This is a genomic window from Herbaspirillum frisingense (genome assembly GCF_047325095.1).
GTDB lineage: Bacteria > Pseudomonadota > Gammaproteobacteria > Burkholderiales > Burkholderiaceae_D > Herbaspirillum > Herbaspirillum frisingense.
This window is the reverse complement of the sequence record NZ_CP168558.1, coordinates 5,093,687-5,106,068: the sequence shown is the minus strand read 5'-3', so window position 1 is coordinate 5,106,068 and position 12,382 is coordinate 5,093,687. Positions and strand designations below refer to the sequence as shown.

Genomic DNA, 12,382 nt, shown 5'->3' with positions numbered 1-12,382 from the left:
GCCTGACCGCCTCGGGATCACAGGTCTTCCCAGCCCTGCGCGCGCTGACGTCGCGCGTGTTTCAGCCAGGCCCGGACCTGTTCGATATCCCCGAACGCCGCCAGCGCGGCGCGCAGGTCCTGGCCTTCCTGGCGTAGCGCCGTGATGCCCCGGTTGAGGTAGCGCATTATCTTTTCCGGCGTCAGCCTTGCCTGGGATGCCAGGCCATAGGCGCGCCTGAATTGGCGCTCGACGTGGGCGATTTCCTGATCCAGTTCGGTGAGCTGCTCCTGCAGGATGTGGTTGTAATGGGCCAGCCGCGCTTCGCTCACCGTGTCCAGTGTGTGTTGGCCGATGTGTTCCAGTTCCAGCTGCAGCTCCAGAAGCTTGAGCAAGTCATTCTTTTCATAGGCCTGGTTGACCTGCTGCATCAGCGTGGTCTTGCGGGCGCGCTCGGCCTCGTCGGGTTCGCGGTCGGGGTGCAGGGCGCTGGCCAATCGGCGATAGACCGCGCGGATGGACTGGCTCAGTTCGATGCGCTGTGCTTGCTGCTGTTGTTCGGCGGCGCGCTGCCTGGGCGGCTTTTTGCGGCTGGCACGTTGCGCATCGCGCTGCTGCGCGGCTGCCATGCGCTCCCGCTCCTGGCGCTCCAGCATGGCTTCCATGCGCTGCATGATTTCCTCGGGCGTACCGCTGGTGAAGTCGTCGTCGGCCGCGGCCGCGTCTTCCCGGTCTTGCGGTTCTGCCGCTGACCCTGGTGCATTCGGGGCCGGCGCGATGTCCTTCTCCTTATCCACATCATCCTGCCCGCCGTGCTGCTGGTAGATCAGCGCCAGCTCGGTATCGTCGCCCCGCTGCAGCAGCGCCTGCGCCATGTCGGCGATGAGGGCGGACAGGGTGATGCGCTCACCCTTGCCCAGTGCCTTGTGCGACCAGGCGTCGTGCAGGCGGTAGACCGCCTGTCGCTTCAGGCCCAGCAGTTCCTGCTCCAGTGGCAGGTAGTGGGCGGAATATTTCTTGTGGAATTCGTCGCTTGCAGTTTCCCACTCCTGCAAGCGGGCGCGGCGCTTGCCGATCTCGTCGATGAGCGTGTTGAAACTCTGCTGCGCGGGCGACAGCCGGGTGGCGGTTTGGCCGTCGACGATGCTGACGGTATGTGGTGCTGGCTTCTTCATGGGAATGCGATGGTGAGCGGTGCAGGATTATAGGGCCAGTTTTTTGGAGCCTGTCCCGCCTGCGTCAAGTGATGAAGCGACCATCCGGATACTGGGCGCACAGGAATTCGACGAAGGCCCGTACCTTTGGACTCTGCAGGCGGCGCGAGGTATGCAGCGCCCAGAGTTCGACTTCGTTTCCCATCTCACCCCATCGCTTCAATTGGCCGCTCTGCACCAGCGTTCCGGCTACCGACCACGGCAGCAGCGCTGCGCCTGCACCGGCGCAGACGGCATCCTTGACCATCATCAATGACGACAGGCGCAGCACCGGTTGTGGTGCGATCAGCAGCTTGCCTTGGCGCAGCGACCACACATCCCCATCGCGGTAGTTCGGCATCACCACGGCCGGGACGGTCTGCGTCTGGCCCGCCCGCGTACGCGGCATGGGCAGCGTGGGCGCGGCCACCAGCACCAGGCTGTCACGGGCAAAGCAGCGTCCGACCAGATTGCTGTCTTCATCAGGATTGATGCGGATGCAGAGGTCGAAATGCTCCTGCACCAGGTCCACCATGCGGTCTTCTGCGACTACCTCCAGCTCTACTTGCGGATACTGCGCCCGGAACAAGGCCGACAACCGCCCCAGCGCCAGCTGCGAGAACACCAGCGGTGCCGCAATGCGCAGGCGGCCGCGTGGCGCGGTGCTGCCTTCGCTGGCCTGGGTCATGGCCTCTTCGATTTCGCGTAGCGGACCCTCACTGCGCTGGAGCAGCAGCTGGCCGGCAGTCGTCAACGTGAGCCGTTGCGTGCCGCGTTCGACCAGGCGCACGCCCAGTTCCTGTTCAAGATCGGCCACCCGGCGTGACAAGGTGGCCTTGGCGCGGCCACTTTCCCGGCTGGCGCGGCCGAAGCTGCCGTGGGTGGCGACCAGCTGCAGATCGACGAGGGCGTTGATGTCCATGGTGTCTCAAAAATGATCCGGTGGGTCTCGATTCTATCCTCTGTGTTCCGATCATGAAACGACTTATCGTGTGTTCCATCAACCCACCGCAGTCACTTACCCACAAGGAGCCACACCATGAAAACCATTCGTTCCCTGCAACTGATGCAATACGGCGGCCCGGATACGGTCCGTATCGCCGATCTCCCGGCACCCGTCGCCGGTCCCGCACAAGTGCTGGTGCGCGTGCATGCCGCCGGCGTCAATGCCCTGGACTGGAAAGTGCGCGAAGGCCTCGTCAAGGATGCCTTCCCGCTGCCACTGCCCGCCGTGCTCGGCATCGAGCTGGCCGGCGTGGTGGAGCAGGTCGGGAGTGATGTCAGCCTGTTCAAGGTGGGCGACCGCGTCATGGGGCCGCTGGGCGGCCTGGGTGCCTATGCCGATCTGGTTGCGGTCGATGTCGACAAGCTGGCCGTGCTGCCCGAGGGTTTGAGCATGGTGCAAGCCGCGGCCTTGCCGGTGGCGGCCGTGTCGGCCTGGCAGAGCCTGCATCTGGCCGGTCCGCTCAACGCCGGCCAGCGCATCCTGATCCACGGCGCTGCGGGTGCAGTGGGTGGCTTTGCGGTGCAGTTTGCCCACCAGGCCGGTGCCCATGTCAGCGCCACCGCCCTGGGCAGTCACGCGGATTATGTGCACGGTCTGGGGGCCGACCACGTCATCGATTACCAGACCTCGCAGTTCGAGAGCCTGGTCAAGAATGTCGATCTGGTACTGGATTACGTCGGTGGCGATACCCTGGAGCGTTCCTGGTCGGTGCTGGCCGAGGACGGTGTCATCGTCAGTACCGCTTCCCCCGCCATCCTGGCCAGCACCCCGGCGGGCCGTCGCGGCCTGTGGTTCATGAATCAGCCAGACGCTGCCCGCCTGGCCGATATCGCCCGACAGGTGGCGGCGGGTCGCCTGCAGTCCCAGGTCGCAGCGGTGGTCCCCTTCGAGGACTTGCCGGCCGCCATCGAACGCAGCCGCACCTTGCCGCAAATGGGCAAGACGGTGGTGGATTTCCTGCGCTAGGCCGCACCTTGCCCATGTCCCCGGATTGATGCGGCCATTGTCGAAAAACAAGTTGAAGGCGGCCGGGTGCTGCTCCCGGCTGCAGTTCATCTTGTCCACAGGGAATCTTCATCTGGTTCGCAACAGGATGCGCTTATCTGCTTGCGTGGCTACCTACTAGAAGGTAGACTGCGTCCATGAATAGCGCTCCCACCACTTCCGAAAAGATTCTTCAATGCGCTCAGGCCTTGCTGGTGGCCGGTGGATACAACGGTTTCAGCTATGCCGACATCGGCAAGGTCATCGGCATCCGCAATGCCAGCATCCATCATCACTTCGCCGGCAAGGCGGTACTGGTGCAGACGCTGGTGCGGCAATACCGCGAGGCGGCGCAGGATGGCGTGGCGGCCATGGAGCGCAACATCACCGACCCGCTTGCCCAGTTGCGCGCCTATGCCGGTTACTGGGAAAGCTGCATGACCCAGCCTGAGTCTGCCTTCTGCGTGTGCGCCATGCTGGCCGCCGAGTTGCCCATGCTGCCGCAGGAGATCGCCATGGAGGTCAAAGCGCACTTCACGTTCTTTGCCCTCTGGCTGGAGTCGGTGCTGGAGCGCGGCCAACGCCAGGGCAGCCTGCGCTTGACCGATGCGCCCCGGGTGGAGGCCGAACGCTTCCTGGCGACCATCCATGGCGCCATGCTGTCGGCCAGGGCCTATGACGATCCCAAGATGTTCGGGGTCATCGTGCATCCCATGCTGCAGCGCCTGGCGGTGGCCTGAGCGCGCCAGGAAGCACTGAGCACACGGGACGCGAGGGATTTTGCGTCCCCTTTTTTTGATCACAAGTCCTACCAATTAGTAGGTAGGACTTGTGATTGCCGAGCCGGGTGACCGGCAATGTTTGATCAACTACAACGAAAAGGAAATGCAATGTTCGGTATCTCATCCCTGGGCTGGGTCCACACGATCGGCAGCCTGCCGGCCATTCCACTGGCCATCTACATGCTCGCCCGCTACGGGCGCATCCGTGCGCGTTCGGTGCCGGGGGCGATCTATTTCGTCTCCATGCTGGTGGGTGCCCTGACGGTATTCCTGGTGGCGAAGCGACCGGAAAGCAACTTCATCGCGGTGCTGACACTGGTGTTCCTGCTGCTAGGTTTCGGGATGAGCTTTGCTGCATCATGGCTGGGGCGTCTGGCCCGGTATGTCGAGACCATCGCCTTGTCCGTGACGGTGTTCCTGCTGCTGGTGCCGGCGGTATCGGAAACCCTGCGCCGGGTCCCGGACGGGCATCCTTTCGTCACCGACCTGAAGTCGCCGCTGCTCCTGGGTGCGCAGGGCGTGTTGCTGTTGGCGCTGCTGGTGGGTGTCACTGCACAGGTGATCGCGCTGCGTCGCCAGGCGCGGCCCCGCGCCGGGATGGTATCGTAATCGACACCGCGCCGGCCAAAGTGCCGGCATGATATTGGAGCAGAGGATATGGCCCGAAATCCCGTGACAGCAGTGCTGCCTGTGGACCCGGTCGGCCCGGTAAGACGGGTCGATAGCGGGGTGACCTATTTCCGCCACCTGGAACTCTGGCGCGTCCATTCCGAGTTCCAGGCGGGGGAGCGGCGACGGCGGTTGCATCTGGCAAAGACGGCGCCGGTGGAGGGTGACGACGAGTTCGCGCAGAACCTGCGCGAGAGCGTGGCCCGCCAGCGCTAAGCCGGCCTCAGCTGCCCTCAGCCGCGGGCGATCATGGCCTGTACTTCTTCCCAGGTCGCGGCATAGGCGCCCGCCTTGGAGGCGGCAATGGCCGCGCCAGCTGCCGCACATTGCAGGTGCATTTGCGTCGGTGCATCCGGCTGGCGCAGCTGGCTGGCAATCCAGCCCCCCATGGAGGCATCGCCACAGCCCACGGTGTCGACCACCTCGACGCGATAGGCGGGCTGGTCGATGATCTGTTCCCCCTTGATCCATCGCATTCCCTGTGCGCCCAGCGTCAGCAGCACTTCTGCCTGTAGCGCCAGCGCCTGCAAGGTCGCCAGCGCATTGCCGTCACCCGGGAAAAGACGTTCCAGGTCTTCATCGGAGACCTTGACGTAATGCGCCAGCGATAGCAGCTCCCGCAACAGCGCGTGATAGGCGGGCTGGTCCATCAGCTTGCGCCAGTTCGGGTCGAAGGCGATCTTCTTGCCGCGCCCGGCGGCTTCCCGGGCAATCTGCAGCAGCCGCGAGGCCAGCGGTTCGCGGGCCAGACTGATGCAGCCGAAGTGCAGTATCTGCGCCTCGTCTAGCCAGCCGGACGGCAATTGGGCAGGGTCGAAATGCAGGTCAGCGCTGTCATCGCCGATGAAGAAATAATCCGGGGGCGTGGTGGAGGTCACCATCGCCAGCAGGGGGGCCTTGGCGTGCTGCTGGGTGAAACGCATGTCCAGACCGGCCTGCTGCGTCAGGGCATACAGCTCGGCGCCGAACACATCGGTACTGACGCTGCCGGCGTAGCCGGTGGCCACGCCCAGCCGCGCGGCGGCACGCGCCACGTTCCAGCAGGCCCCGCCGGGAATGGCGCGCCACTGGCCATCAGGCTGGCGGATGAAATCGGTCAGGGCTTCGCCGAAGACGACGAATGCGGCAGGTCGGGTCATGCTGGGTCTCCGTTCGGATCGTTGTTATTGATGCTATCGATGGTAATGATGGCCTTGCAGGGTCAGGGCCAGGCCATAGCCACCAGGGTGAAACTATTCAGTCCTGCAAGGCGTGACGTGCACAGACCTCATCGGTTACCAGCCCGGTGAGCCAGCCGCCGCGCAGGGCGGCACGCACCGCCTCGGCCTTCTTGCTGCCGCCGGAGAGGGCAATCACCGGGCGCTGTGGCCTGGCCGTCAGCAGGGGCGTGGTCACCCGAGAGGACAGCGAAGACGACAGCATCCGGCCGTCGACGTCGAAGGCGTGGCAGATCATTTCGCCCACCGCACCCTGGCGCTGCAGCTCGGCGACTTCTTCATCGTCGATGAAACCGTCCTCGTGCATGGCCCCCTGCAGGGCAATCGTACCGATGCCCAGGAAGGTCACGTCGGCGCGTTCGGCCAGACCGGTCACGATCTTGTAGGCCCGGTGGTTGCACCATTGCTGGCGGTCACGCTCGCTCTCGGCCACGCGGGGTGCGGGCAGCAGGTAGAAGCGCGCGCCCAGCTTTTCGGCGGCCTGCAGCGCCACGTCGTAGCGATTGGCCGAGCCGTCCGAGGCAAACGCGCCGATCATGGAAACGATCTGGTGCTGCGGTCTTTCCAGTTCGGACAGCCGTTCGATGGCCGCCTTGAGCGTCCGCCCGGAGCCCACGTTGACCACCAGTGGGGCCTCCGAACTGAGCATCTGCTCCATCAGCTCGGCGCCGGCCACGGCCAGCATCTGCTGCACTTCCTGCGATTCGTTGGGATTGTCGGCGCCACCGGCGCCCGGCACCACGCGGCAGACATCCAGCCCGTAGCGCTGCTGCAGCCCCTGTGCCAGTTCCAGGCAGGAAGAGACGGGGTGCGTGATCTGTACCTTCACCAGATTGGCATCGGCCGCATAGGCCACCATGCGCTGCGCCATCTGGCGCGAGATGCCGAGCCGTTCGGCGATTTCGTTCTGGGTGTTGCCGGCCACGTAGTACATCCACGCGGCACGCGCCGCCAGATCCAGTTTGGATGCGCTGCTAGACATGTTCTCCTCGCCAGCCACCGGCGCATGCGGCGCCCGGCTTGTGCTGTCTTATCTGGTTGTGGGGTGGTGCGGGGTCTTCCCGATGGGCTGCCATTTTACGGCCTTTGCTCCCGTCATGAGCATCTAGTATGGGCAATTGCTCAATCGAAAAGCAAATGCTTGACATGAATTCGAGAATCGATGAATATTTGCCCATAAAAATAATATTTGCTCAACGTCGTTCACAACAACCGCCCAACCTGCACGTCAGCACCGGCCTCACCGCCGCTGCCACCCAGGAAGAAACGTGCACGGCGGCACATAACATTCGGAGACAAGCATGTCCAAACTCGCGCGCACCCGTGCGTCCGGCATCACCCGTGTTCGCTTCAACCTGGCCGCGGCGGCAATTTCCGCACTGTTCGCCACCGGTCTGGTCCAGGCCGAGCCGGTGACGCTGAACATCGCCTCGATCAACAACCCCGACATGATCGAATTGCAGAAGCTGGCGCCGCAGTTCGAGAAGGCCAATCCCGACATCAAGCTGCGCTGGGTCACGATGGAAGAGAGCGTGCTGCGCCAGCGCCTGACCACCGATATCGCCACCAACAGCGGCCAGTTCGACCTGATGACCATCGGTGCCTATGAAGCGCCGATCTGGGCCAAGAAGGGCTGGCTGGCGCCGATGAGCGGCCTGCCGGCCGACTACGATGAAGCCGACCTGATCAAGCCGGTGCGCGAAGGCCTGTCGGTCGATGGCAAGCTGTATGCGCTGCCGTTCTACGCCGAAAGCTCGATGACCTACTATCGCAAGGACCTGTTCGAGCAGAAGAAGCTGACCATGCCCGAGCGTCCGACCTGGGACCAGATCGGCAAGCTGGCCGCACAACTGCACGACCCGGCCAAGGGCGTCTATGGCATCTGCCTGCGCGGCCGCGCAGGCTGGGGCGAGAACATGGCCATCATCACCACCATGGCCAATGCCTGGGGTGGCCGCTGGTTCGACGAGCAATGGCAGCCGCAACTGTCCTCGCCGGAGTGGAAGAAGTCGGTCGCCTTCTACGTCGACCTGTTGCGCAAGTACGGTCCGCCGGGCGCCAGCTCCAACGGCTTCAATGAAAACCTGGTGCTGTTCTCCAGCGGCAAGTGCGGCATGTGGGTCGATGCCACGGTCGCCGCCGGCATGCTCTACCACGGCAAGGATTCCAAGGTGTCCGACAAGACCGCCTTCGCACCCGCGCCGGTAGAGGCCACCGACAAGGGTTCGCACTGGTTGTGGATCTGGTCGCTGGCCGTGCCGAAGTCCTCCAAGTCGCAGGAAGCGGCCAAGAAGTTCGCCGCCTGGGCGACCTCCAAGGAATACATCAACCTGGTCGCCAAGGATTCCGGCTGGGCGTTGGTGCCGCCGGGTACCCGCACCTCCACCTATGCTTCGGCCGAATACAAGAAGGTCTCGCCCTTCTCGGACTTCGTGCTGGATGCCATCCAGACCGCGGACGCCAACAAGCCGACCTTGAAGCCAGTGCCTTATACCGGTGTGCAGTTCGCGACCATTCCCGAGTTCCAGTCCATCGGTACCGTGACCGGGCAGGCCATCGCCGGTGCACTGGCTGGCAAGACCAGCTCGGACGCTGCGCTTGATGCCGCCCAGGCACAGGCGGTGCGGATGATGCGCCAGGGTCGTTACATCAAGTAAAGAGCAAGCCCCCGGCAAGCGGGCAGGCAGCACGCCGTCGCCCCTGCCGTGGTTCCTGTCGTTGCGGCGGCATGTCCGGTAAAGCACCGGGACATGCCTGCCGCCTGGTCCTCCCGGCCGTCTCCACCCAGCGTGGATGACGGTCGGACCGAAGCCGAGGCCGTCATGCCCACGATCAACTCCACCCCTGCGTCGCCCGCCACCGGCGCGCCGCCCACGAGCACCATGATGCAGAGTCCATCCAAGTCACTTCCGCGCCCGCGGCAGAAAAGTCCTCCGCGCAAGGAACGCTTCAATCCCATTCGCCTGATGCAGGCCCCGTCGGTGCTGATCCTGCTGGCCTGGATGATCGTGCCGCTGGTGATGACGATCTATTTTTCCGTCAATCGCTATAACCTGATGGCCCCCGACCAGACCGGCTTCGTCGGTCTGGAAAACTACGTCTTCCTGCTGGAGGATCCGGCCTTCTGGCCCTCCATCGGCAATACGGCGCTCCTGATCGGTTCGGTGCTGGCCATCAGCGTCATCGGCGGCACCCTGCTGGCGGTGCTGTTCGACCAGCCTTTCCGTGGACGCGGCATCGCGCGCCTGCTGGTGATCGGCCCCTTCTTCGTCATGCCCACCGTGGCCGCGCTGATCTGGAAGAACATGATCATGCACCCGGTCTACGGCATCCTGGCCTATGTCATGCGGCATCTGGGACTGGAGCCCATCGACTGGCTGGCCGAGTACCCGATGCTGTCGGTCATCATCATCGTGGCCTGGCAGTGGATTCCTTTCGCCTTCCTGATCCTGCTGACCGCGCTGCAGTCGCTGGACAGCGACCAGAAGGAAGCCGCCCAGCTCGATGGTGCCGGTCCGGTGCGCATCTTCTTCTACATCGTGCTGCCGCACCTGAAGCGCGCCATCACGGTGGTGATCATGATCGAGACCATCTTCCTGCTCTCGGTGTTTGCCGAGATCTTCACCACCACGGCAGGCGGTCCCGGTACGGCGACCACCAACCTGACCTTCCTGGTCTATGCCATCGGCCTGCAGCAGTTCGATATCGGCATCGCCTCGGCCGGCGGCATCTTCGCCGTGGTGCTGGCCAATATCGTCTCGTTCTTCCTGGTGCGCATGCTGGCCAGGAACCTCAAGGGAGTCAACGAAAAATGAGCGATCAAAAGAAAAGCCCCCTGTGGGTGGCCGTGCTGGGCTGGACCTGCGCCATCGTGCTGTTCTTCCCCATCTTCTGGGTGGCGGTGACAGCCTTCAAGACCGAGGCCCAGGCCTATACGCCTTCGCTGCTGTTCCTGCCCACGCTGGATACCTTCCGTGAAGTCTTCAGCCGCAGCAACTACCTGGCCTATGTGCAGAACTCGCTGATCGTCTCGCTCGGTTCGACCGTGCTGTCGCTGCTGCTGGCGGTGCCGGCGGCGTACTCGATGGCCTTCTTCCCGACCGGGCGCACCCAGAAGCTGCTGCTGTGGATGCTCTCGACCAAGATGATGCCGGCCGTGGGCGTGCTGATCCCGATCTACCTGCTGGCCAAGAACACCGGCATGCTCGACACGGTCAGCGGCCTGACGATCATCTATACCCTGATCAACCTGCCCATCGCGGTGTGGATGGCCTTCACCTACTTCAATGACGTGCCCAAGGAAATCCTGGAAGCGGCCCGCATCGATGGCGCCAATGCCTGGCAGGAAATGATCTACCTGCTCCTGCCTACCGCCATGCCGGGATTGGCCTCGACAGCCCTGCTGCTGATCATCCTGTCCTGGAACGAGGCCTTCTGGAGCCTCAACCTGACCAGCGTCAACGCGGCGCCGCTGACGGTGTTCATCGCCTCCTATTCCAATCCCGAGGGCTTGTTCTGGGCCAAGCTGTCGGCCGCCTCGCTGCTGGCGATTGCGCCCATCATGGCGCTGGGCTGGCTGGCGCAGAAGCAACTGGTGCGGGGCCTGACCTTCGGAGCGGTCAAGTGATGATGACGCGTCAGGCAGTGACCCATCTCATCTGCGACTGCGACGGCGTGTTGCTGGACAGCGAGAGCATCGCCCTGGGCGTGCTGCATCGCGAACTGCTGCCCCTGCTGCCGGCCTGGCCCGACGCCGACGAAGCGCCCACTCTGCAGGAACAGCGCAGCCAGGTGCTGCACGACGCCATCGCCAACCGGCTGGGCATGTACACCGATGTGCTGCTCTCGGAAGTGGACCTGGAGTTCGAACTGGGTCTGGATGCGGCACAGATGGAGCGCATCCACGCCACCGTGGCGCTGGCCTGCAGCGAACAGGCGCAGCCGGTGCCGGGCATCGTCGAAGCCCTGCAGGCGATCCGGCTGCCGCGCGCCGTGGCCAGCAACAGCGATGCACCGCGCATCGAAGCCGGCCTGAAGCGCTGCGGCCTGTACTCGCAATTTGCCGGCCGTATCTACAGCGGCCACGATGTGGCCCATCCCAAGCCGGCGCCGGATGTGTACCTGGCCGCTGCCGCCGGCTTCGGCGTCGATCCGGCGCGCTGCGTGGCCATCGACGACAGCGTCACCGGCGTGCGCGCCGCCGTGGCGGCCGGCATGCATGTGCTGGGCTTCACCGGCGTGGCGCACGACCGCAAGGCGATGGCACGGCGCCTGCGCGAGGCCGGCGCGCATCAGGTATTCGAGGACATGAAGCAGTTCCCGCAACTGATCTGTGAATTGATCTGGCTGCGCTGAAGCGCGGCCTGCAGATCCGCAGACCCACATACCCACAACAAGAGACCCCGAGGAGAGAGACATGGCAGCAGTGAGCATCAGGAACCTGGCCAAGCGCTATGAAGACAACGAAGTCATGCGCGACATCAACCTGGAAATCGAGGATGGCGAATTCGTCGTCTTCGTCGGCCCTTCCGGCTGTGGCAAGTCGACCTTGCTGCGCATGATTGCGGGGCTGGAAGAGATCAGCGACGGCGACCTCGACATCGGCACCCGCCGCATGAACGATGTGCCGGCCTCCAAGCGCGGGGTGGCGATGGTGTTCCAGTCCTATGCGCTGTATCCGCACATGAGCCTGTACGACAACATGGCCTTCGGCCTGAAGATCGCCGGCAAGTCCAAGGCCGAGATCGATGCCGCCGTGCAGCACGCCGCCAAGATCCTGCACATCGACCACCTGCTGGATCGCAAGCCCCGTGCGCTTTCCGGCGGCCAGCGCCAGCGCGTGGCCATCGGCCGCGCCATCACCCGCCAGCCCAGCGTGTTCCTGTTCGACGAGCCGCTGTCGAACCTGGACGCCGCACTGCGGGTGAAGATGCGCCTGGAGTTTGCCAAGCTGCATGACGACCTCAAGACCACCATGATCTACGTGACCCACGACCAGATCGAGGCCATGACCCTGGCCGACAAGATCGTCGTGCTCTCCGAGGGTCGCATCGAACAGGTCGGCTCACCCCAGCAGTTGTATCACCATCCGGCCAACCGTTTCGTGGCTGGCTTCATCGGTTCGCCCAAGATGAATTTCATCGACGGCACGGTCGCGACCGTCCAGGCCGACGGCGTGCAGGTGCAACTTCCTGCAGGCGGCCTGCAGTGGGCGTCGGTGGATGGTAGCAGCCTGCAGGTCGGGCAGAAGGTCACGCTGGGCGTGCGGCCCGAGCATCTCAATATTGCGCAGGGTCAGGCGGCGCTGCAGGCACGCTGCACGGCGCTGGAACTGTTGGGTGATTTTTCCTACCTCTATGCGGCCTACGAGGGCAGCGACGATGCACTCATCCTGCGCGTGCCGGACAGCCTCGATCCGCCGCACGGCAGCCTGCTCCAGCTGGCGGCCGATCCGGCCCGCTGCCACCTGTTCGGCGCCGACGGCCAGGCCCTGCCGCGTCTGGCTTCCAGTGCGGCCTCGAGCGTGAGCGCCCCGCGCGCCCATTGATCCCT

12 protein-coding genes and 1 pseudogene are annotated in these 12,382 nt (G+C 64.3%); 9 read left to right on the top strand and 4 right to left on the bottom strand.

Features of this window, described 5'->3' with window-relative positions:
* Positions 1–17: 17 nt before the first annotated feature.
* Positions 18–1,154 (bottom strand): J domain-containing protein, encoded by a 1,137-nt coding sequence (locus tag ACEOAC_RS23225; protein WP_241812460.1) that lies wholly within the window; start codon positions 1,152–1,154, stop codon positions 18–20.
* 64 nt (positions 1,155–1,218) lie between these two features.
* The gene (locus ACEOAC_RS23220) at positions 1,219–2,094 is read right to left on the bottom strand and encodes a LysR family transcriptional regulator (RefSeq protein ID WP_241812459.1); all 876 of its coding nucleotides are present in this window, start codon (positions 2,092–2,094) and stop codon (positions 1,219–1,221) included.
* Between the two features lie 117 nt (positions 2,095–2,211).
* On the opposite strand from ACEOAC_RS23220, the gene ACEOAC_RS23215 reads away from it, so the two are divergent.
* The 4 genes from ACEOAC_RS23215 (at position 2,212) to ACEOAC_RS23200 (ending at position 4,829) form a co-directional block, all read left to right on the top strand.
* Entirely contained in the window at positions 2,212–3,144 is a 933-nt protein-coding gene (locus tag ACEOAC_RS23215; protein ID WP_241812458.1) for an NADP-dependent oxidoreductase, read from the top strand.
* Between the two features lie 176 nt (positions 3,145–3,320).
* Positions 3,321–3,902, top strand: coding sequence for a TetR/AcrR family transcriptional regulator (locus tag ACEOAC_RS23210; protein ID WP_413443840.1), 582 nt, complete (start codon positions 3,321–3,323; stop codon positions 3,900–3,902).
* Between the two features lie 150 nt (positions 3,903–4,052).
* Entirely contained in the window at positions 4,053–4,553 is a 501-nt protein-coding gene (locus ACEOAC_RS23205) for a hypothetical protein (RefSeq protein ID WP_413443841.1), read from the top strand.
* Positions 4,554–4,601: 48 nt separating this feature from the next.
* On the top strand, positions 4,602–4,829 hold the full coding sequence (locus ACEOAC_RS23200; protein WP_241812455.1) for a hypothetical protein: 228 nt from the start codon (positions 4,602–4,604) through the stop codon (positions 4,827–4,829).
* A 17-nt stretch (positions 4,830–4,846) separates the two neighbouring features.
* Here the strand turns inward: ACEOAC_RS23200 and ACEOAC_RS23195 are convergent, their stop codons facing one another.
* The gene (locus ACEOAC_RS23195; RefSeq protein WP_241812454.1) at positions 4,847–5,752 is read right to left on the bottom strand and encodes a carbohydrate kinase family protein; all 906 of its coding nucleotides are present in this window, start codon (positions 5,750–5,752) and stop codon (positions 4,847–4,849) included.
* Between the two features lie 97 nt (positions 5,753–5,849).
* Positions 5,850–6,812 (bottom strand): sugar-binding transcriptional regulator, encoded by a 963-nt coding sequence (locus ACEOAC_RS23190; RefSeq protein WP_413443842.1) that lies wholly within the window; start codon positions 6,810–6,812, stop codon positions 5,850–5,852.
* A gap of 319 nt (positions 6,813–7,131) precedes the next feature.
* Here ACEOAC_RS23190 and ACEOAC_RS23185 point away from each other — a divergent pair, with 319 nt between their 5' ends.
* From ACEOAC_RS23185 to ACEOAC_RS23165, 5 genes and pseudogenes are all read left to right on the top strand, one after another.
* A complete protein-coding gene (locus ACEOAC_RS23185; protein ID WP_413443843.1) occupies positions 7,132–8,487 on the top strand; it encodes an ABC transporter substrate-binding protein in 1,356 nt (451 codons plus the stop codon).
* Between the two features lie 165 nt (positions 8,488–8,652).
* Positions 8,653–9,645: a carbohydrate ABC transporter permease gene (locus ACEOAC_RS23180; RefSeq protein WP_413443844.1), complete on the top strand. Its 993-nt coding sequence runs from the start codon at positions 8,653–8,655 to the stop codon at positions 9,643–9,645.
* Positions 9,646–9,695: 50 nt separating this feature from the next.
* Positions 9,696–10,457: pseudogene (locus ACEOAC_RS23175) on the top strand (carbohydrate ABC transporter permease); the annotation flags it as partial.
* On the top strand, positions 10,457–11,185 hold the full coding sequence (locus ACEOAC_RS23170; RefSeq protein WP_413628600.1) for an HAD family hydrolase: 729 nt from the start codon (positions 10,457–10,459) through the stop codon (positions 11,183–11,185). The pseudogene ACEOAC_RS23175 and the gene ACEOAC_RS23170, both read left to right, overlap by 1 nt.
* Before the next feature lie 61 nt (positions 11,186–11,246).
* Positions 11,247–12,377: an ABC transporter ATP-binding protein gene (locus ACEOAC_RS23165; protein ID WP_413628599.1), complete on the top strand. Its 1,131-nt coding sequence runs from the start codon at positions 11,247–11,249 to the stop codon at positions 12,375–12,377.
* The last annotated feature ends 5 nt before the right edge of the window (positions 12,378–12,382 follow it).

What these genes read in the sequence shown, in the direction of transcription:
- ACEOAC_RS23225 (WP_241812460.1), bottom strand. Translation starts at nt 1,154, where the DNA reads ATGAAGAAGCCAGCACCACATACCGTCAGCATCGTCGACGGCCAAACC.
- ACEOAC_RS23220 (WP_241812459.1), bottom strand. Translation starts at nt 2,094, where the DNA reads ATGGACATCAACGCCCTCGTCGATCTGCAGCTGGTCGCCACCCACGGC.
- ACEOAC_RS23215 (WP_241812458.1), top strand. Translation starts at nt 2,212, where the DNA reads ATGAAAACCATTCGTTCCCTGCAACTGATGCAATACGGCGGCCCGGAT.
- ACEOAC_RS23210 (WP_413443840.1), top strand. Translation starts at nt 3,321, where the DNA reads ATGAATAGCGCTCCCACCACTTCCGAAAAGATTCTTCAATGCGCTCAG.
- ACEOAC_RS23205 (WP_413443841.1), top strand. Translation starts at nt 4,053, where the DNA reads ATGTTCGGTATCTCATCCCTGGGCTGGGTCCACACGATCGGCAGCCTG.
- ACEOAC_RS23200 (WP_241812455.1), top strand. Translation starts at nt 4,602, where the DNA reads ATGGCCCGAAATCCCGTGACAGCAGTGCTGCCTGTGGACCCGGTCGGC.
- ACEOAC_RS23195 (WP_241812454.1), bottom strand. Translation starts at nt 5,752, where the DNA reads ATGACCCGACCTGCCGCATTCGTCGTCTTCGGCGAAGCCCTGACCGAT.
- ACEOAC_RS23190 (WP_413443842.1), bottom strand. Translation starts at nt 6,812, where the DNA reads ATGTCTAGCAGCGCATCCAAACTGGATCTGGCGGCGCGTGCCGCGTGG.
- ACEOAC_RS23185 (WP_413443843.1), top strand. Translation starts at nt 7,132, where the DNA reads ATGTCCAAACTCGCGCGCACCCGTGCGTCCGGCATCACCCGTGTTCGC.
- ACEOAC_RS23180 (WP_413443844.1), top strand. Translation starts at nt 8,653, where the DNA reads ATGCCCACGATCAACTCCACCCCTGCGTCGCCCGCCACCGGCGCGCCG.
- ACEOAC_RS23170 (WP_413628600.1), top strand. Translation starts at nt 10,457, where the DNA reads ATGATGACGCGTCAGGCAGTGACCCATCTCATCTGCGACTGCGACGGC.
- ACEOAC_RS23165 (WP_413628599.1), top strand. Translation starts at nt 11,247, where the DNA reads ATGGCAGCAGTGAGCATCAGGAACCTGGCCAAGCGCTATGAAGACAAC.